This window comes from Kitasatospora indigofera, from assembly GCF_014655955.1.
In the GTDB taxonomy this organism is placed as follows: domain Bacteria; phylum Actinomycetota; class Actinomycetes; order Streptomycetales; family Streptomycetaceae; genus Kitasatospora; species Kitasatospora indigofera.
On sequence record NZ_BNBO01000006.1, the window covers coordinates 197,874 to 217,118 of the forward strand.

The window sequence follows — 19,245 nt, forward strand, 5'->3', positions numbered from 1 at the left end:
TCACTTCCAGCTGTCGGTCAGGTTGAGCGATCCGGCCGAGCCGCTGTTCGCGGTGCGGTTGGCGCCGGACTCCCAGGTGACGTTGCCCGCGGCGTCCTTGACGATGTACTTGTACTCGAACGCGGTGTTGGCGGGCAGGGTCACCGAACCGGTCCAGTTCGGGTAGCCCGCGGAGGAGAGCGGGACGGCCGAGGCCGGGGCCCAGCTGCCGAGGGCCGCGACCGAGCCGACCACGAAGACGTTCTGGCCGAGGACGGTGGTCCTGTTCTCGCTGAAGTTGACGGTCACCTGGCCGTTGGTGGTCCCGGAGGTGCCGTTCCAGGTGTCGTTCAGGGTGCCGCCGGAGCCGCTGTTGGCCGTGTGGTTGGCGCCGGACTCCCAGGTGACGTTGCCCGCGGCGTCCTTGACGATGTACTTGTACTCGAACGCGGTGTTGGCGGGCAGGGCGACGGTGGCCGACCAGGTGGGGTAGTTCGCGGAGGAGAGCGGGACGGCCGAGGCCGGGGCCCAGGTGCCGAGGGCCGCGACCGAGCCGACCACGAAGACGTTCTGGCCCACCACGGTGCTCTTGTTCTCGTTGAAGGTCTCGGAGACGCTGCCGTCGGTCGGCGGCTGGGTGGTGGGCGGCTGGGTCGTCGGGGGCTGGGTGGTCGGGGGCTGGGTCGGGCAGTCGGCGGTGCAGGGCGGGGCCTGCGTGTAGAGGGCGACCGCGTCGCCGGCCGGGACGGTGGTGGTCGCCTTGCCGGTGGCGTCGACGGTCACCGTGCCGCCGGTGCAGGTGCCGGCGGCGGTGACGTCACCGTGGATCACGTTGCAGTAGGTGCCCGCGGCGAGGCCGGTGGTGAAGGTCTGGGTGACGGCGGTGGCGCTGTTGTTGATCGCGACCCAGGCCTTGTCGCCGCGGCTGAAGGCGATGGCGTTGCCGCCGTTGTCCCACCAGTTGGCGACGGACTGGCCCCGGGCGGCGTTGTGCCAGCCGACCATGTTGGCGATGCCCTGGTCGCGGTCGGTGCAGGTCCAGGTGTTGTTGGAGCAGTTGGTGTCGGTGACGTACCCGTTGGCGTCGGCGGGCGGCGAGTCGTCCTTGTTCGCGAAGCGGAAGCCGGAGTAGACCTGCGGGGTCCCGTAGGTCCAGGCGAGTTCGAAGATGTGTGCCAGCTGGTACTTCGAGCCGTCGTTGTAGGTGAGCGTGGTCCGGTCCCGCTCAAGGTCGTGGTTGGTCACCATGACGGCCGACTTGTCGCTCGGCTCCAGGCCCCAACTCGCCCCGAACGTCTTCAGGTTCGCGATGCTGCCGTTGAACTGGTCCTTCAGCTTGTAGGCGTACGTGAACTCCAGGACGCTGCCGTTGCCCTCGAAGGCGGCCGGGGCGAGCTGGCCGCTGCTCCCCGGGAAGATCTCCTGGTAGACGTACGGGCGCGCGCCCCACACGGTGCTGTGCAGGCGGGACAGGATGTTCGCCATGTCGGCCTGGGCGACGTGCTTCGCCGCGTCGACGCGGAAGCCGTCCACGCCCGCGTCGACCATGCTGTTGAGGTATCCGGCGATCTTGCCGCGGACGTAGTCCGACTCGGTGTTGAGGTCCGAGAGCGAGAGCAGCTGGCACTCCTGGACCTGGGTGACGTTGTTCCAGTCGTTGATGCCCAGGTTCGAGTTGGGGCACGGCGGGGAGCCGTGGAAGTCCGCGCTGCTGTAGGGGATGTTGGCGTAGCTGTAGCCGACCGGGTTGAACGTCGCGCCGCCGTAGGAGCTGGTGCTGGTCTGGTTGACGCCCGCGGTGTGGTTGATGACCGCGTCGGCGTAGACCTTGACGCCGGCGTTGTGACAGGCCGTCACCATGGCCTTGAACTGGGCCTCGGTGCCCATCCGGCTGTTCAGGCCGTACGAGACCGGCTGGTAGACCTCCCACCAGGGGTGGGCGCCGCTCAGCTTGATCGAGTCGGCGGGCGGCGCGACCTGGACGGCGCCGTAGCCCTTGGGGCCGAGGACGTTGGTGCACTCGGCGGCGACGGAGTTCCAGTTCCATTCGAAGAGGTTGGCGATCACGTCGCCGCCGTTGGGCGCGGCCACGGCCTGGGCGCTCGGCTGGAAGGCGATCGGCAGCAGGGCGCCGGCCAGCAGCGCGGCCGCCGCCGCGAGGCCTGCCGGCGACCGGCGGGCGCGGCGCTTCGCCGGGGCATCGGTCCTGGTGTCCGGTCTCGGCCGGTGTCCGGAGGAACGGGACAGGACGGGCATGGGGTCTCCTCGGGTGGGGGCGGGGTGGGACGGCGCGCCGGTGGGCCGGTCGGAGTCCTGCGGGGCTGGGGTGTGCCCGGACTCTTCGGAATCGGCGGAGCGGGAACTCGGACGGCCGCTCCCGGCGGCCGGTGCGCGGCACGCAGGGCCGCGGTCGCCGCGAGGCCCGGCCGGCGGTCCCTTGCCGGTCGGTGTGCGGCGCCCGCGGACCGGGCCCTGCGCGGCGGTCGCGGCGTGGGGCCCGTCCTGCGGTGTGTGACTGTGCGGTGAAGACGATTCCGTCGAACCGACGCACCGTCAAGGCTTCTGACACATTTTGCTGAAACTTGCGGAAATGAATTTCATCGAGCGGGCACGACGTCGCTGACGTCGCGTCAGGCCGCCCCCGGGCCCTCGCCCGGGCCCCGGACGCGGCCCGCCGCTCCGGGTGCCGCTCCTGCCGTGGCCCGCCGCTCCGGGCGCCGCCCGGACCAACTGGTCCCGGGCTGCGTTCCGTACCCTGTCCCCGTGCCCGTCTCCCGTCTGAACCGCGTAGCCGTCCTGGTGCTCGACGGCGCCAAGCCGCTCGACGTCGGCATCCCCGCGCAGGTGTTCACCACCCGCGCGAGCATGCCGTACGAGGTACGGGTCTGCGGCGCGGCCTCGGGGCTGGTGACCGGTGGTGACGGCCTGTCGTACCACGTGGCCCACGGGCTCGACGCGCTCGGCTGGGCGGACATCGTCTTCGTCCCGGGCTACCGGCACCCCGACCGCGAGCCCCCCGGGCCGGCCGTGCTCGAAGCGCTGGTGGCCGCCCACGACCGGGGCGCGCGGCTCGCGGCGATCTCCACGGGCGCGTTCGCGCTGGCCGCCACCGGCCTGCTCGACGGCAGGCGTGCCACCACGCACTGGCACTACACCCGGGCGCTCGCCGCGCAGTACCCGCTCGTCCGCGTCGACGAGAACGTCCTCTTCGTCGACGAGGGCAGCGTGCTGACCTCGGCCGGCGCCGCCTCGGGCATCGACCTGTGCCTGCACGTCCTGCGGGGCGACCTCGGCGTGGCCGCCGCCAACCACGCGGCCCGGCGCCTGGTCGCCGCGCCCTACCGGAGCGGCGGCCAGGCGCAGTACGTGCCGCGCAGCGTGCCGGAGCCGATCGGGGAGCGGTTCGCCGCCACCCGGGAGTGGGCGCTGCACCGGCTGGGCGAGCCCCTGACCCTGGAGACGCTCGCCCGGCACGCGGCGGTGTCACCGCGCACCTTCTCCCGGCGCTTCGTCGAGGACACCGGCTACACGCCGATGCAGTGGGTCATGCGCGCCCGCGTCGACATGGCCCGGGAGCTGCTGGAGCGCTCCGAGCGGGGCGTCGAGCAGATCGCCGCCGACACCGGCCTGGGCACCGGCGCCAACCTGCGGCTGCACTTCCAGAGCATTCTCGGGACCACGCCGAGCGAGTACCGGCGCACCTTCGCGCAGGGGGAGTAGCCCGCCCCCCGGCCGGTGGCCCCGCTTGGCGCGATCCTTTCGAACCATGGCACTCACGCCGCTGCCGCCGGCCGACGCCGCGCGCGAGTCTTGTTCCTGACAGACCTGATCACGGTGGAAGGGACACCACTCATGACTCGCATCGCCATCAACGGATTCGGCCGCATCGGGCGCAACGTGCTGCGGGCCCTGCTGGAGCGGGACAGCAAGCTCGACGTGGTCGCCGTCAACGACCTCTCCGAGCCCGCCACTCTTGCCCGGCTGCTCGCCTACGACACCACGGCCGGCCGGCTGGGCCGCCCGGTGACCGTCGACGGTGACACCCTGGTCGTGGACGGCCGCCGGATCAAGGTGCTCGCCGAGCGGGAGCCGGCGCAGCTGCCGTGGGCCGAACTCGACGTCGACATCGTGCTGGAGGCCACCGGCCGCTTCACCTCCGCCTCGGCCGCCGGCGCCCACCTCGCGGCCGGCGCCCGCAAGGTGCTGGTCTGCGCGCCCTCGGACGGCGCGGACGTCACGCTCGCCTTCGGCGTGAACAACGACGCCTACGACCCCGCGCTGCACACCATCGTCTCGAACGCCTCCTGCACCACCAACGCGCTCGCGCCGCTGGCCTCCGTCCTGGACGACCTCGCCGGCATCGAGCACGCTTTCATGACCACCGTGCACGCCTACACCCAGGAGCAGAACCTCCAGGACGGTCCGCACCGCGACCCGCGCCGGGCCCGGGCCGCCGCCGTCAACATCGTGCCCACCACGACCGGCGCCGCCAAGGCGATCGGCCTGGTGCTGCCGGGCCTGGACGGCAAGCTGTCGGGCGACTCGATCCGGGTGCCCGTCCCGGTGGGCTCGATCGTCGAGCTCAACACCACGGTGGCCCGCGAGGTGACCCGCGACGAGGTGCTGGCGGCCTACCGCGCGGCGGCGGAGGGGCCGCTGGCCGGCGTCCTGGAGTACTCGGAGGACCCGCTGGTCTCCTCGGACATCACCGGCAACCCGGCCTCGTCGATCTTCGACTCGGCCCTGACCCGGGTCGAGGGCCGTCACATCAAGGTCGTCGCCTGGTACGACAACGAGTGGGGCTTCTCGAACCGGGTGATCGACACGGTCGGGCTTCTCGCCGCCCGCTGACCCGTACCGCCTCCCTGAGCCCGGGCCGCTGAGCCCTGGGCCTGAGCCCCGAGTCCCGAGCCCCGGCCACGGCCGGGGCTCGGGCGTGCGGTGCCGCCGGGCACCTCCGGCCCCGGCCGCCGGTGCTCGGGGTCCCGCCGTGGGCCGCCGGTCCCTGACCGGTCCTCAGTCCAGCTCCGCCGGCGGGCACTTCGGCATTCCCGTGTACGGCTGCCCATGGCGCCATCGGCCTCGGCCGATATAGAGTGCTGCTTCATTATGAAGCACGTACATAATTCTCGCGGGCTGGCCGCCGACCCCGACGGCTCTCTCTACGACCCCGGTGTCCGGGCGTCCATGCAGGCCTTCGCCGAGGGCGGCGACACCCTGGCGCTGGAGGCGGCCGCCGCCGTCCGCTCGGCCGCGCAGGCCGTGGACCGGCTGCGCTCGTACGGCTCCGGCGAACGCGGGCTCAGTGCGGGTGCCCTCGACCTGCTCGTCCGGCTGAGCACGGGCTCCGACGAGGGGTTCAGCATCGGCGAACTGGCCCGTGCGGCCGGTGTCAGCTCGCGCAACATCACCGGCCTGGTCGACACGCTGGAGCGCGACAGCCTGGCCCGACGGGTCCAGGACCAGCAGGACCGCAGGTCGGTCCGGGTGCTGATCACCCCGGCCGGCCAGGAGTGGCTGGAAGCCTTCCGCGGGCCGACCCGGCGCGCGATGTCCGCGATCTTCCAGGGCTTCGACGAGGACGAACTGGCCCGGCTCCGGCACCTGTGCCTGCGCCTGGTCGAGAACCAGGGCCGGATCGAGCAGTACCTGAACGGCGTCCGGCCCGACCGGCCGGCTTCCTGAAACGAGCGCTTGGAGATCCGCATGGCCGCCAGTCCGTCCGTCCGGGACGTCGTCAGGGCCTATCACGCCGCCCGGTTCGCCGGTGACGTCGCCGCGGCCGCCGCCCTCGTCGGCGAGGAGTTCGCCTTCCGCAGTCCGTTCATCACCTCCGACAGCCCGGCGGGTCACCTCGACGGCCTCGAAGGGCTGCTGGGCATCGTCGCCAGGGTGGAGCCGATCAGCGAGCTGTTCGGCGAGAGCGACGCCACCCTGGTCTACGACGTCCACACCGTCCCGGCCGTCGGCATCGTCCAGCGCACGGCCGAGCACTTCCGGCTCCGCGACGGGCGGATCACCGAGATCATGCTCATCTTCGACTCCGCCCCCTGGCAGGCGATCATGGCCGCGGCCGGCCCGGCCCCCGAGGCCGCGGCACCCGGCGCGTAACCGGCTGCAGCCCGGCGGGCGGTCCGGCGGTCCGGCGTCCGGCAGACGGCACGGCACGGCACGGACGCGTGCCGTGCCGTTCGCCGTTCCGCCTGCCGCCCCGGTCGCCGTCCGTCGGTGTGGCCGTCGGTGTGGCGGTCGCTGTGGCGGTCGTCCTGGCCGCCGCCCGTCGGGGGCGCCGCCGGGACCGTCCGGCTCGGCCCGCCCCGCCCCGCCTTGATCACCGGGAGTGTTCGAGTCGGAGCGGTGCGTCCTTGCAGGTGAAAGCAGGAACGTTCGATCGATTTCTATTAGCTCAAATGTTCGAACAGGCTCTAGGGTGGGTGTCAGGTGGGGGCGCCGGAGATCAGGACGGGGGTCGTGGAGCTGGGAGGCGACCACCGTTGTTCACGCATCTGCACGTCGCCTCGGGGTACTCCGTCCGCTACGGGGCCTCCCTGCCCGGCCGGTTGGCCGAGCGGGCCGCCGAGCAGCGGATGGACGCGCTGGCACTGACCGACCGCGACACCGTCGCCGGGGCGGTGCGCTTCGCCAAGGCGTGCCACCGGGCGGGGGTGCGGCCGGTGTTCGGCGCGGACCTCGCCGTCCCCCTGCTGGAGCCGGCCGCGGCCACCGCGACCGCCGCCCGCCGGAGGACCCCGGCGCGCGGGGGAGCGTTCGTCGACGAGTCCGCCCCGCGGATCACCCTGCTGGCCCGTGACCGCACCGGCTGGGCCAACCTGTGCGCGCTGATCACCGCCGGCTGGGCCGCCCGCGCCGAGGCCGGCGGCGGGCAGCCGGTCGTCCCCTGGAGCGCCCTCCGGCGCCACACCGAAGGTCTCACCGCCCTGCTCGGCCCCGCCTCCGAACCCGTCCGGGCCCTCGCGGCCGGCCGCCCCGACCGGGCCGCCGAACTCCTCGCCCCCTGGCGCGAGGCCTACGGCCCGCACCTGCGCCTGGAGGCCGTCCACCATCGCCGGACCGGCACCGGCCCCGGCTCGCTGCGCCTCGCCGCCCGCACCGTCGGCCTGGCCGCCGACCTCGACCTGCTCGCCGTCCTCACCAACGCCGTCCGCTACGCCGACCGCGCGCAGGCGCCGGTCGCGGACGTGCTGGACGCCGCCCGGCTGCTCGTCCCCGTCCGGGCCGGACGGACCTGCAACGGCGAGCGCTCGCTGAAGGACAAGCCGGAGATGGCCGCCCTGGCGGAGGAGGTCGCCCGGGCGGCCGGCCAGGAGAACGGCGGCGCGGCCCACCTGCTCGCCACCACCGAGCGCACCGCCGGCGACTGCCGCCTCGACCCGGAGTCGGACCTCGGCATCGGCCGGGTGCACTTCCCGGAGGAGCACGTCATCGGCGCCGCCCCCGGCACCTCGGCGCGCACGCTGCGCCAACGCTGCGAGGCGGCGATGGTCCGGCACGGCTACGACCGCTCCGCCACCATGCGCGGCCGCCTGGAGGAGGAGCTGCGGGTGATCCAGACCCTCGGCTGGCCGACCTACTTCCTGACCGTGGCCCAGGTCGTCGACGACGTGCGGGAGATGGGCATCCGGGTGCAGGCCCGCGGCTCGGGCGCGGGCTCGCTGGTCGTCCACCTGCTCGGCATCTCGTTCGCGAACCCGCTGGACCACGAACTGATCATGGAACGGTTCCTGAACCTGCGCCGCAAGTCGCTGCCGGACATCGACATCGACGTGGAGTCGGCCCGCCGGCTGGACGTCTACCGGCGGATCATGGACCGTTTCGGTACCGACCGGGTCTGCACCCTCTCCATGCCCGAGACCTACCGGGTCCGCTGGGCGATCCGCGACGCGGGCCTCGCCCTCGGCCTGCCCCCCGACGAGACCGGGACCCTGGCGAAGGCCTTCCCGCACCTCACCGCCCGCTCCGCGAAGACCGCCCTCGCCGAACTCCCCGAGCTGCGGCAGCTCGCCGAGCAGGCCCACCGCTACGGCCGGCTCTGGGACCTCGTCGAGGGCCTGGACGCACTGCCCCGCGGCACCGCCATGCACCCCTGCGGCGTCATCCTCTCCGACGACACCCTCCTGCGGCGCACCCCCGTCTTCCCCACGGCCGGCGAGGGCTTCCCCGCCTCCCAGTTCGACAAGGAGGACGTCGAGGACCTGGGCCTGCTCAAACTCGACGTCCTCGGGGTCCGGATGCAGTCCTCGATGGCCTACGCCGTCCAGGAGATCGAGCGCACCACCGGCAGGAAGATCGACCTCGACGACCGCACCCAGGTGCCCCTCGGCGACCCCGAGGCCTACCGGCTGCTCCGCGAGGGCGAGAGCCTCGGCGTCTTCCAGCTCGAATCGCCCGGCCAGAAGGACCTGCTCGGCCGCCTGCAGCCGGAGACCTTCGAGGACCTGGTGGCCGAGATCTCCCTCTTCCGGCCCGGCCCGGTCCAGGCCGACATGATCAAACCGTTCCTGCTCGGCCGGCACGGGAAGAAGCCGGTCAGTTACCCGCACCCCGACCTGGAGCCGTGGCTGCGCAGCACGTACGGCGTGGTCATCTTCAACGAACAGGTGGCCGGGGTCTTCGCGACCATGACCCGCTCCGACCTGGCGATGGGGGAGGAGGCCCGCCGCGCGCTCGCCGAGCCGGAGCGGATCGCCGCCCTGGAGTCCTGGTACCGCAAGGCCGGCGCCGCGGCCGGGCGCCGGCCCGAGGTGATCGACCAGGTCTGGAAGATGCTCAGGAACATGGGCGCCTACGGCTTCGCCCGCTCGCACGGGGTGGCGTTCGCCCTGCCGACCCTGCAGTCGGCCTGGCTGAAGGCCCACTACCCGGCGCCGTTCTACGCCGGGCTGCTGGAGCACGACCCCGGCATGTACCCGAAACGCCTCGTGCTCGCGGACGCGCGCCGGCGCGGCGTGCCGGTGCTGCCCGTCGACGTCCAGCACTCCGGCACCGACTACCGCACCGAGCAGCTCCCCGACGGGCGGCTGGGCCTGCGCATCCCGCTCGCCGACGTCCGCGGCATCACCGACGAGGAGGCCGCCCGGATCGCGGCGGAGCGCCCCTACACCGACATCCCCGACTTCTGGGCCCGGGCCCGCCCCAGCCAGCCGGTCGCCGACCGCCTGGTCCGGATCGGCGCCCTGGACGCCCTCGCCCCCGGCGCCCACCGCCGCGAGCTCCTGCTCCAGGTCGACGAACTGCACCGCCAGCACCGTACCGCCCAGATCCCCGCCCAACTCGTCCTCGCCCCGCCCGCCGCCCCGGCGGCCGGCAGCACCGGCCTGCCCGCCATGACCCCGGACGAGGAGCTGCAGGCCGAACTGGAGGTCATCGGGATGGACGCCTCACGTCACCTGATGGAGCCCTTCCACCCGCTGCTCGCCGAACTCGGCGTCACCCCCTCCCACCGGCTGGGGGAGCGGACGGCGGGGGAGACCGTCCTGGTGGCCGGGGCGAAGGTCGCCATCCAGACCCCGCCGATGCGCTCCGGCCGGCGCACCATCTTCGTCTCGCTGGACGACGGCAGCCAGGGCGGGCAGGTCGACCTCACCTACTTCGACGACACCCACGCCCAGGCCGCGCACCCGCTGTTCCACCACTTCCTGATCCTGGGCCGGGGCACCGTCTCGCGCCGGGGCAGGTCGGTCACCGTCATCGGCACCCACGCCTGGAACCTCCAGGACGTCGCCGACGCCCACGCGAGCGGCGGCACCGCCGCCGTCCGCGCCCTCCTCGCGGCCACCCCGCCGGGCGACGCCGACGGCCCGGACCCAGGGGGCCGGCGCCCGTCCCGCCGCGGCCCGGGCGCCGGCCCCGGCCGGCTCTGGCACGCCTCTCCCGGGTCCGCGGGCTGAACCACGCACCCCCACGCGCCGGCTGACCCGACTTCGACGATCGGCCGATCGGACGATCGGTCGATCGGGTGGTTCGTGAGGTTCGGGTGGTCCGGGCGGCGGCCGGAGGCCGAGCGACCTACCCCCGCGCACCGGCCGGCGGGAGGCCGGGCCGGGGCACGCCCCGGGCCAGGGCGCGGGCCCGTTCGATCACCTCGGCCGGGGCCTTGGCCACCGAGCCGGTGTCGAACGGGGGCTGCGGGTCGTACTCGGTGTGGAGCTGGATCGCCTGTGCGGTGGTCCGGTCGCTGAGCAGGGCGGCCAGCCGGATCGCCATGTCGATACCCGAGGAGACCCCGGCCGAGGTGATGATCCGGTCATGACGGACGACCCGTTCGGGGGTGTAGAGGGCGCCGTACGACTCCAGTTCGGCGACCGCGCCCCAGTGGGTGGTGGCGGTCAGGCCGTTCAGCAGGCCGGCCGCCGCGAGCACCAGGGCTCCGGTGCACACCGAGGTGGTGAAGCGGGTGCCGGAGTGAACGCGGCGGACCCAGTCGAGGAGATCGGGGTCGCTCGCCACCGTCCGGGAGCCGGCCCCGCCGGGGATCAGCAGGACGTCGCAGCGCTCCACCTCGGAGTACCGGGCAGGGACGTGCACCGGCAGCCCGCCCAGCACGTCCCGCACCAGGCCGGGCTCGGGGGCGACGAAGCGCACGGTGGCCCCGGGCAGGTGGGCCAGGATCTCGTACGGTCCGATCGCGTCGAGCGGCTCGAAGCGGTCGAAGAGCAGGATCACGATGTCCATGCGGCGCATCGTAGGCCTCGCCGGCGGCGGGCGTCCGGGGGCGCGCGGGGCCGGCCCCGTCCCCGGTGGCCCGTCCCCGGTGGCCCGTCGCCGGGCCCCGGGCGGCTGCTGACGCGGTGGTACCGGCCGCCGCCCAGGCACAACCGGGTTTCCGGTCCGTCGGGTCGGTGATCCCGCCGCCCGGTGTCTCGTCGCTGCAGCCGTGCGCGTGCGGCTCCGGGAACTGGCGTCCACTCGTTCTGTGCCACCCGGTACCGGGCGGCAGCGGGGCCGTGACGTCCCCGGGCGCCGGGCGAAGGGCTCCTCGCGGCCGCTTCCCCGAGCGCAGTAGGGTCCGGTGACCGCGGAAGGGGGACCAGATGGAGAAGGCGCGGATCCTGTTGGTGGACGCGGCTCCCGGCGAGCTGCTCGACCGGGAGCTGGAACGCCTGCTCGGCCACGGGCTGGCCGTCACGCTGAACCTTCGCAGGGTGACCGACCGGGCCGGGGCCCGGGCCGCCTGGGCCGGCCGGGTGGACTTCACCGACTTCGACGGCTTCGACGAGCCGGCGCTGATCGCCGAGACCGTCCGGGACGGGACCGGTCACCACGCGGTGAAGTCCCGCGCGGGCGTCCCGCTGCGGGCGGCCTTCCTCGCGGCGGCGACCGATCCCGCACTGGCGCACCCGCTGCGGGTGGTCGGCCGGGCCGGGGCGGGCACCGACCATGTCGAGCTGGCCGCCGCCGCCCGCCACGGCGTCGTCGTCACCCACACCCCGGGCTCCAACGCGAACGCGGTCGCCGAGTTCGCCCTGGCCCAGCTGCTCGCCCTGCTCCGGAACCTCCCGGCGCACAACGAGGCTGCGCACCAAGGCCGTTGGACCGCGCCGGCCGCCCCCGCACCGGAGCTGTCGGAACTGACCTTGGGCATCGTCGGGCTGGGCCGGGTCGGCCTCGCCCTGGCCGAGCGGGCGAGAGCCCTGGGCATGACCGTCCTGGGTCACTCCAGGGGCCCGGCCGGGACTCCGGTGCCGCGGGTGGATTCCCTCAGGACCCTGCTGACGACCGCTGACGTGGTCTCCCTGCACCTGCCGCTGACCCCGCTGACCCGGGGGACGATCGGCCGGGCGGAGCTGGCGCTGATGCGGCCGGGGTCGGTCCTGCTGAACACCGCCCGGGGCGGGATCGTCGACGAGCAGGCCTTGGCGGACGCGCTGGGCGACCCGGCGCACCCGCTCGCCGCGGCCGCCGTCGACACCTTCGAGCACGAGCACGCCGCCTTCGCCTCGCCGCTCTTCGGCCTGCCGAACGCCCTGCTCACCCCGCATCTCGCCGGGATGACCAGGAGTGCGACGGCCACGGCGGCGATCCGTTGCGCGGACCACATCGCGGCGCTGCTCGCCGGCCGCCCGGAGGGCGTGCCGGTGGTGACCCTCTGACGGCTGCTCAGTGCCCCCGCCCACCTGTCGGCGGACGGCTGGAGCGGATGCCCCTCGGCCGGACCCGGACCCGGACCCGGCATCGTCAACCGGACGCGGACCCGCACCCGGACGGAGCACCGGGTGCACTCCGTACGTGGACGCCTCTCGGTCTCCGCCACCGAGCCCGCCGACGAGCGACGGGCCCGGGCGGCCGGCCGGCCGGTTGCCGTCAGGCCGGCCGCGGCCCGGGCCAAGCTCCGCCGGCTCGCCCGCACGAGCGATCCGGCCGGGAGGCCGGGTGCCGGTGCGGCGTGTCCTGCCGCACCGCGGCACCGGCGGCCTACCGTCGAGGAGCGGGCGTTGCTGCGCCCTGCTTCCGGCCCGGCCGCTCCCCCCGTAACGGCCGGGCCGCGCCGCGCCCCTGTGCCGTGGCACCTGCGCGCGGGCGCCCCCCCCCGTGCGGACGGTCAGGCGGACGCGGTGGCGAAGTAGTGGCCCTGGTCGAGGTCCTCGACCAGCCCGGGCCCGGTCGGCACCCACCCCAGCAGTTCGCCGGTGTGCGCGCCGGAGGCGGGGCCGTCCACGCCGAGGAAGCCGGCCAGCCAGCCGAAGTGCCCGGCCGCGTCCTCGGGGGAGACCGCGGCCACCGGCAGGCCGAGGTGGCGTCCGATCACCTCCGCCAGGGTGCGGACCGGTACGCCTTCGTCCGCGACCGCGTGGAGGGTGGAGCCCGCCGGGGCGCCTTCCAGCGCGAGGCGGAAGAGCCGCGCGGCGTCGGAGCGGTGCACGGCGGGCCAGCGGTTGGACCCGTCGCCGGGATGGCCGCTGACGCCCTTCGCACGGGCGATGGCGACGAGCGTGGCGAGGAAGCCGTGGTCCCCGTCGCCGTGCACGGTCGGTGGCAGCCGTACGACCGACGAGCGGACGCCCCGGCCGGCGAGGGCGATCGCCGCGTGCGCGTTGGCCAGCCGCTTGGCCGGGCCGCCGGCCAGGTGGGCGGTGACCGGGCCGTCGGCCTGGCCGTCCCGCTCGGTCGCGACCCGGCCCGGCGCCAGCCCGAGCGTCCCCGCGGCGATCAGGAACGGGCGGTCGGAGCCGGCGAGCGCCTCGCCGAAGGTGTCGACGGCCCGCCGGTCCGCTTCGGCGGCGCTCTCGAAGCCGCCGCTGAACGCGAGATCGTGCTTGAAGGCGAGGTGGATCACGCCGTCGGACTCGCCGGCCGCGCTGCGCAGGATTCCGAGGTCGTCGAGTGTGCCGCGGCGCACCTCGGCGCCGGCCCGGGCGAGGGCGGCCGCCGCGGCGTCCGAGCGGGCGAGCCCGACGACCTGGTGGCCGGCGCCGATGAGTTCCGGGACGACGGCTGAACCGATCCAGCCGGACGCGCCGGTGACGAACACGCGCATGAGGAGAACCTCCGGGTAGGTCGACCCCTCCCGCCGGGGGTACCGGGGCACCATCAGGGCGGGCGAGTCGATGTCAGTGACTGTCATCGACCGTAGCACCTGATGTCAGTGACTGTCATCGCGTAGGATCGGCGCATGGGTCGATGGGAGCCGAACGCGCGCGGGCGCCTTGAGCAGGCAGCGCTGGACCTCTACCGGGAGCGCGGGTTCGAGCAGACCACCGCCGCGCAGATCGCCGAACGCGCCGGGCTCACCGAGCGGACGTTCTTCCGGCACTACGCGGACAAGCGCGAGGTGCTGTTCGGGGGCTCGCAGGCGCTGGAGCAGGTCTTCGTGGACACCCTCGCCGGCACCCCGGACACGGCCGCGCCGATCGACGCGATGGCCGCGACGCTGGAGGCCGTCGCCGCCTTCTTCCAGGGCCGCCACGAGTTCGCCCGGCAACGCCAGTCCGTCATCACGGCGAACGCGGAGTTGCGCGAGCGCGAACTCGTCAAGCTCGCCTCGCTGTCCGCGGCGCTCGCCGGCACCCTGCGCCGCCGCGGCGTCGAGGACCCGGCCGCGAGCCTGGCCGCGGAGGCGGGCATCGCCGTTTTCAAGGTCGGCTTCGAGCGCTGGGTCGGTGACGACGGGGGCCGGAGCCTCGCGGACCATCTGCGGGAGGCGCTCGGCGAGCTGCGGCTGCTGGCCGCGGGCGGGTGACCGTGGGCACCCGGTCGCGACGGCGGGTCGGCCGCCCCGCTCGGCTGCCTTCCACGGGCGGGAGCGTGGCCGGGCCGCCGTCCGGGCCACCGTCGGTGCCCCCGTCCGCGGCGGTCGGACGGCTGCCGGCACCGGTCGGGCGGGCGGGCCACGTGACCCACGCCTCTTGTCGGGACGTGCCTGTCATGGTTTGATCACGATGCTTTCTGTGGGTGGCCGCCGGGGGCGGGGTGCCGGACCAGGTGTGCCGGTGGTCCCGTGCGCGGCGGTGGTGTCGAGAAGGGGGTGGAGGGCTTGTTCGCGGATGCTGATGCCGACCCCGTCGGCGGCGGTGATGAGCCGACTCCGGCGGAGTTGCGGGATCTCCAGGCACGCGCGGACGCGCTGGCGCGGGACGTCGCCGCGATGCGCGAGCGGCTGAGGGAACAGCCGGACCTGCCGCGCGGGGTGCGGGGAGCCCTGCCGGGTGCGGTGGACGAGGCCCTCGGGCAGGCGGCCCGGCGGATCGGGGGAGCGGCCGAGAAGCTGGCCCGGGTGCGCGCCGCCCAGCAGCCCGGGTCGTGCACGGCGTGGTGGGGGATCTGTCCGCGCTGCGGTCCGACGCTGCGGACGGAGGACGGTCGCTCCTGGTGCCAGGAGTGCGGCGCCGGATGGGGCTACGACCGCTCCCAGGGCCCCTGCGGCGAGGCGGCGACCTTCCTGGCGATGGACGCGCAGGGCGGGACGGTCATCGTCTGCGCGGCGCACGGCCGGCACATGCAGGAACGCCTCGACGGCGGGCTGCTGCTGGCGATCCCCACGCTGTAGGGCCGTGGGGCGGACGCGCCGCGGTCTCTTTCCCGGGCCGCGGCGCGGAGCCGCCGGCAGGGCCCCGTGAAGGCCGGCGGCGGCACGGTCGGTGGCGGCGCGGGCGTGCCCTGCCGGTGGCGGGCCGCCCGCCGTGGCTGTCGGGCGCCGGGACGGGCGGGCTCGTCCCGGCCCTCGCCGTTCCCGCCCGTCGCGTCCGTCTGGGCCGTGACCGTATCCCCGGCGTGACCCGCCCTCGGCGTGAACGTCCCCGCCGTCCGCAGCGTGACCGCTCCGCAGCGTGACCGCTCCGCCGCGCCTCCGCGCCTGCGTCTCTCCGCGCCTCCGCGCCTCTCCGCTCCGCTTCGCCGTCCCTCCATGCCTCCATGCCTCCGTGCCCCGGCTGTCCGGAGGTCCGGCCGGCAGGTGTTCCCCCGCCCTCACCTCGCGGTCCTTCCCCACCGCCGTCCGGTGGGCCCAGGGGCAGCAAAGGCCCGCCGCTGCACAAGGGTTGACAGTGGTCAGTCGTACCCCGAGACTCCCGGGAGAGCGCTCTCTCATGCTCGATGTGCGAGCTGTCAAAGCCTGTTCCGCCCCCCGTCAGGCAGTCGCCGTACCCACCCGTCAGCCGTCGCCGTACCGCGCGACGGCTCGGGGCCGGGCCACGGCATCCCACCCCCAGGGAGATGCACATGCGATTCCTGCCCCTGCTCCTAGGGCCGCCGGCCCGGGTGCTGCGACGCCGCCGCCCCTTGCTGGCCGTCCTGGTCGCGCTCGCCCTGGCGGCCGGCGGAGCGGTCGGTGTCACGGCCGGCACCGCGAGTGCCGCCTCGGCCCTGCTGTCCCAGGGCCGGCCGGCCACGGCCTCGTCGGTGGAGAACGCCGGCACCCCCGCCTCGGCGGCGGTCGACGGCAACGCCGGTACCCGCTGGTCCAGCGCGGCCGCCGACCCCCAGTGGCTGCAGATCGACCTCGGCGCCACCGCCACCGTCGACCGGGTGGTGCTGAACTGGGAGGCAGCCTTCGCCAAGGGCTTCCGGATCGAGGTGTCCGGCGACGCCGCGGCCTGGACGCCGGTCTACACCACGGCCACCGGCGCCGGCGGTGTCCAGGACCTCGCCGTCTCCGGCAGCGGCCGCTACATCCGCCTCTACGCCACCGCCCGCGGCACCGGCTACGGCTACTCGCTCTGGGAGTTCCAGGTCTACGGCACCGGCGGCACCGGCCCGGGCTGCGGCACCACGAACGCCGCCCAGGGCCGGCCGGCGACGGCCTCGTCGGTGGAGAACGTCGGCACCCCCGCCTCGGCGGCGGTCGACGGCAACGCCGGTACCCGCTGGTCCAGCGCGGCCGCCGACCCCCAGTGGCTGCAGATCGACCTCGGCGCCACGACCGCGGTCTGCCGGGTGGTGCTGAACTGGGAGGCCGCCTTCGCGAGCGGCTTCCGGATCGAGGTGTCCGCCGACGCCGCCGCCTGGACGCCGGTCTACACCACGGCCACCGGCGCCGGTGGTGTCCAGGACCTCGCCGTCTCCGGCAGCGGCCGCTACATCCGCCTCTACGCCACCGCCCGCGGCAGCGCCTGGGGCTACTCGCTCTGGGAGTTCCAGGTCTTCGCCGGTTCCGGTGGTGGCGGCGGTGACTTCTCCGGCTCGGTGATCTCCGCCTACAAGCAGGTCGCCGCCTCGTCCTACGAGGGCGGCAACGCCCCGGCGGCGGCGCTGGACGGCCGCACCACCACCCGCTGGTCGAGCCAGCCCGGTGACACCCAGTGGCTGCGGGTGGACCTGGGCGGCGCCGCCACCGTCACCGGTGTCGTGCTGAACTGGGAGACCGCCTACGGCACCGGCTACCGCATCGAGGTGTCCCAGGACGGCGTCGCGTGGACGCCGATCCACACCACCACGGCGGGCACCGGCGGCGTCGAGCGGCTGGCGGTCACCGGCAAGGGGCGGTACGTGCGGTTCTACGGCACGGCGCGGGCCACCGGCTACGGCTACTCGCTGTGGGAGTTCCAGGTCTACGGCACGGTCGACTCCTCCGCCGCCACGCCGCCGCTGCTCTCCGGGCCCACCAGGGCGCCCGCCGCACCGGGCCAGTTCGCGCTCTCCGCCCCGGCGGACAAGGCCATGGTCACCAGTACCCGGCGGCCGCCCCTCTCCTGGGCCTCGGTGCCGGGCGCCGCGCGCTACGAGGTGTGGCTGAACCTCAGCCGCACCGACTACGACTTCACCCAGAACGTCGACCTGATCGACCTCTACACCAAGGTCGCCGAGCCCACCGGCACCACCTACACGCCGAGTTGGGACATCTCCGACCGCTGGACCTACAAGTGGTACGTGGTCGCGGTGACCGCCGCCGGGGCCCGTACCACCTCCGAGATCCGGACCTTCAGCCTCTACCTGCCGGACATCGAGACCACCGACGACGGCATCGGCGTCGTCAACGGCGCCCGTGACCTCAACAAGAACGGGACGATCGAGCCGTACGAGGACTGGCGTCGGCCCGTCGAGACCAGGGTCGCCGACCTCCTGGGCCGGATGACCCTGGAGGAGAAGGCCTACCAGATGTTCTACAACGTCCAGTCCTACCCCATGTCGGGCTGGCACTTCGGCCCGGCGCAGCCGGGCGACCTGCACACCGTGCTGCTCTCCACCGCGGCCACCCGGCTGGGCATCCCGCCGGTCTCGGCAGGCGACACCACGGCCGGCTACCAGACGACCTATCCGCTGCAGAGCGCCCTGGCGGCCGGCAAGGACTACGCGCTGGACTACCAACTGGGCAACATGCAGCGGCTGGAGGAGCTGGAGGTCGGGGCGCGCGGCACCCTGTCGCCGCTCGCGGAGGTCGGCACCAAGGTGCTGTACCCGCGGATCCAGGAGGGCGGCGGCGAGAACGCCGACGTCGCGGCGGCGCAGCTGCGGGCCCTGGTGGCCGGTCTCCAGGGCGGTCCGGAGCTCAACCCCGGCTCGGTGCTGGCGACGGTCAAGCACTGGCCCGGCGAGGGCGCCGGCGGCGAGGCCGGGATCACCTACGACGGGGTCACCATCAAGTACCACATGATCCCGTTCCGGGCGGCGATGCAGGCCGGCGCGGTGAACATCATGCCGGGCTACGCGGGCAGTTCGTACCTGGACCCGGGCGGCCCGGGTGCGGGCGACAGCGCCAAGATCCTGGCGTACCTGCGGCAGAACCTCGGGTACACCGGCCTGATCACCACCGACTGGCTGCCCTCCTCGGCGTGGGTGAACGCGGCCAACGCCGGTTCGGACGTGATGGGCGGCGCCGACCCGGGCGCCCCCGGCTACAGCATGGCGACCTTCGAGTCGCAGGTGCCGCTCGCCCGGATCGACGACGCGGTGACCCGCATCCTGCGGCTCAAGTTCCAGCTCGGCGTCTTCGAGCACCCGTACGGCGACCCGGTGAACGGCCCCTACCGGTTCCACCAGCCCGGCTACGTGGAGCTGGCGAACAAGGCGGCCCGGGAGTCCGACACGCTGCTGAAGAACAACGGCGTGCTGCCGGTCCGGCTGAACGCCGGGGACAACATCGTGGTCGCGGGCCCGCGGGCCGCCGACGGTTCGGCCTGCTGCATCTGGACCAGCTACTTCCACGAGAACTACGGTTCGCAGACGCTGCTGGACGCGGTCAAGGCGCGGGCGGCCAAGGCCGGGGTCAACGTCTACCAGGACACCGGGCCCGCGCCGAAGCTGGCCGTGGTGGCGGTGGGCGAGCCCACGTACACCCATGCCACCGCGTGGGTGAAGGAACAGCCCTACCTGCCGGCCGACCAACTGGCGCTCATCCAGAAGTTCAAGCAGCAGGGCGTTCCGGTGGTCGTCGTGCTGACGCTGCCGCGGCCGATCGTGATCAGCGAGTGGAACGACCTGGCCGACGCCGTGGTGGTGACCTACCGCGGTGGCGAGGAGGTCGGCCCGGCCACCGCAGGACTGCTGTTCGGCGACTACGCGCCGTCGGGCAAACTGCCGTGGCAGCTGCCGCGCAGCCTGGACCAGGTGCTCAGGCCGGGCGGCACCGACACCCTCGCCGACGCCAACGAGAACTGGGACCTGCCGTACGACCTGGGCGCCACCGCCGCCGAACGGGCGGACATCCGGGCCAGGATCGACGCGGGCCAGCCGGTGCCGACGACGTACGGCAATCCGCTCTACCCGTACGGAGCGGGTCTGACCGGCTGGAACTGACCGTCCGGCACACCGTACGGGCGCCCCCGTCCCCGCCCCCGCGAAGGGGCGGGGACGGGGGCGCCCCGCCGTGTGCGG

General features: G+C 74.2%; 12 protein-coding genes and 1 pseudogene. 10 read left to right on the forward strand and 3 right to left on the reverse strand.

The genetic code is table 11. The features are described 5' to 3' along the window. Complete coding sequence (locus tag IE329_RS08735) at window positions 1–2,235, reverse strand: carbohydrate-binding module family 20 domain-containing protein (protein WP_190210251.1); 2,235 nt, start codon at window positions 2,233–2,235, stop codon at window positions 1–3. 507 nt (window positions 2,236–2,742) lie between these two features. Between IE329_RS08735 and IE329_RS08740 the strand changes: the two genes are divergently transcribed. From IE329_RS08740 to IE329_RS08760, 5 genes are all read left to right on the forward strand, one after another. Continuing rightward, window positions 2,743–3,699 carry a GlxA family transcriptional regulator gene (locus IE329_RS08740; RefSeq protein ID WP_190210252.1) on the forward strand — a complete coding sequence of 319 codons (957 nt, stop codon included), beginning with the start codon at window positions 2,743–2,745 and terminating at the stop codon, window positions 3,697–3,699. Between the two features lie 132 nt (window positions 3,700–3,831). Further along, entirely contained in the window at window positions 3,832–4,830 is a 999-nt protein-coding gene (gene gap / locus IE329_RS08745) for a type I glyceraldehyde-3-phosphate dehydrogenase (protein ID WP_190210253.1), read from the forward strand. 258 nt (window positions 4,831–5,088) lie between these two features. Beyond that, window positions 5,089–5,664 carry a MarR family winged helix-turn-helix transcriptional regulator gene (locus IE329_RS08750; protein ID WP_190210254.1) on the forward strand — a complete coding sequence of 192 codons (576 nt, stop codon included), beginning with the start codon at window positions 5,089–5,091 and terminating at the stop codon, window positions 5,662–5,664. Window positions 5,665–5,685: 21 nt separating this feature from the next. Beyond that, window positions 5,686–6,090, forward strand: a complete 405-nt coding sequence (locus IE329_RS08755) for a nuclear transport factor 2 family protein (protein ID WP_190210255.1) — start codon at window positions 5,686–5,688, stop codon at window positions 6,088–6,090. A gap of 383 nt (window positions 6,091–6,473) precedes the next feature. Continuing rightward, the gene (locus tag IE329_RS08760; RefSeq protein WP_229927273.1) at window positions 6,474–9,887 is read left to right on the forward strand and encodes a DNA polymerase III subunit alpha; all 3,414 of its coding nucleotides are present in this window, start codon (window positions 6,474–6,476) and stop codon (window positions 9,885–9,887) included. A gap of 118 nt (window positions 9,888–10,005) precedes the next feature. Here the strand turns inward: IE329_RS08760 and IE329_RS08765 are convergent, their stop codons facing one another. After that, window positions 10,006–10,671 carry a DJ-1/PfpI family protein gene (locus IE329_RS08765; RefSeq protein WP_190210257.1) on the reverse strand — a complete coding sequence of 222 codons (666 nt, stop codon included), beginning with the start codon at window positions 10,669–10,671 and terminating at the stop codon, window positions 10,006–10,008. Window positions 10,672–11,030: 359 nt separating this feature from the next. Here IE329_RS08765 and IE329_RS08770 point away from each other — a divergent pair, with 359 nt between their 5' ends. Further along, a complete protein-coding gene (locus IE329_RS08770; RefSeq protein WP_190210258.1) occupies window positions 11,031–12,089 on the forward strand; it encodes an NAD(P)-dependent oxidoreductase in 1,059 nt (352 codons plus the stop codon). 449 nt (window positions 12,090–12,538) lie between these two features. On the opposite strand, the gene IE329_RS08775 is transcribed toward IE329_RS08770, so the two are convergent. Continuing rightward, entirely contained in the window at window positions 12,539–13,474 is a 936-nt protein-coding gene (locus IE329_RS08775) for an SDR family oxidoreductase (RefSeq protein WP_190210326.1), read from the reverse strand. Between the two features lie 135 nt (window positions 13,475–13,609). Between IE329_RS08775 and IE329_RS08780 the strand changes: the two genes are divergently transcribed. The 4 genes and pseudogenes from IE329_RS08780 to IE329_RS08790 all read left to right on the forward strand — a co-directional run bounded on the left by IE329_RS08780 (window position 13,610) and on the right by IE329_RS08790 (window position 19,167). Continuing rightward, window positions 13,610–14,176 (forward strand): TetR family transcriptional regulator, encoded by a 567-nt coding sequence (locus IE329_RS08780; protein WP_190210259.1) that lies wholly within the window; start codon window positions 13,610–13,612, stop codon window positions 14,174–14,176. A gap of 354 nt (window positions 14,177–14,530) precedes the next feature. Next, window positions 14,531–14,983, forward strand: coding sequence for a hypothetical protein (locus IE329_RS08785; protein WP_190210260.1), 453 nt, complete (start codon window positions 14,531–14,533; stop codon window positions 14,981–14,983). A 671-nt stretch (window positions 14,984–15,654) separates the two neighbouring features. Next, a pseudogene (locus IE329_RS42210) lies at window positions 15,655–16,557 on the forward strand (discoidin domain-containing protein); the annotation flags it as partial. Between the two features lie 60 nt (window positions 16,558–16,617). Continuing rightward, window positions 16,618–19,167: a glycoside hydrolase family 3 C-terminal domain-containing protein gene (locus tag IE329_RS08790; protein ID WP_461782286.1), complete on the forward strand. Its 2,550-nt coding sequence runs from the start codon at window positions 16,618–16,620 to the stop codon at window positions 19,165–19,167. Window positions 19,168–19,245 lie beyond the last annotated feature (78 nt).

What these genes read in the sequence shown, in the direction of transcription:
- IE329_RS08770 (WP_190210258.1), top strand. Translation starts at nt 11,031, where the DNA reads ATGGAGAAGGCGCGGATCCTGTTGGTGGACGCGGCTCCCGGCGAGCTG.
- gap (WP_190210253.1), top strand. Translation starts at nt 3,832, where the DNA reads ATGACTCGCATCGCCATCAACGGATTCGGCCGCATCGGGCGCAACGTG.
- IE329_RS08750 (WP_190210254.1), top strand. Translation starts at nt 5,089, where the DNA reads ATGAAGCACGTACATAATTCTCGCGGGCTGGCCGCCGACCCCGACGGC.
- IE329_RS08755 (WP_190210255.1), top strand. Translation starts at nt 5,686, where the DNA reads ATGGCCGCCAGTCCGTCCGTCCGGGACGTCGTCAGGGCCTATCACGCC.
- IE329_RS08735 (WP_190210251.1), bottom strand. Translation starts at nt 2,235, where the DNA reads ATGCCCGTCCTGTCCCGTTCCTCCGGACACCGGCCGAGACCGGACACC.
- IE329_RS08765 (WP_190210257.1), bottom strand. Translation starts at nt 10,671, where the DNA reads ATGGACATCGTGATCCTGCTCTTCGACCGCTTCGAGCCGCTCGACGCG.
- IE329_RS08775 (WP_190210326.1), bottom strand. Translation starts at nt 13,474, where the DNA reads ATGCGCGTGTTCGTCACCGGCGCGTCCGGCTGGATCGGTTCAGCCGTC.
- IE329_RS08780 (WP_190210259.1), top strand. Translation starts at nt 13,610, where the DNA reads ATGGGTCGATGGGAGCCGAACGCGCGCGGGCGCCTTGAGCAGGCAGCG.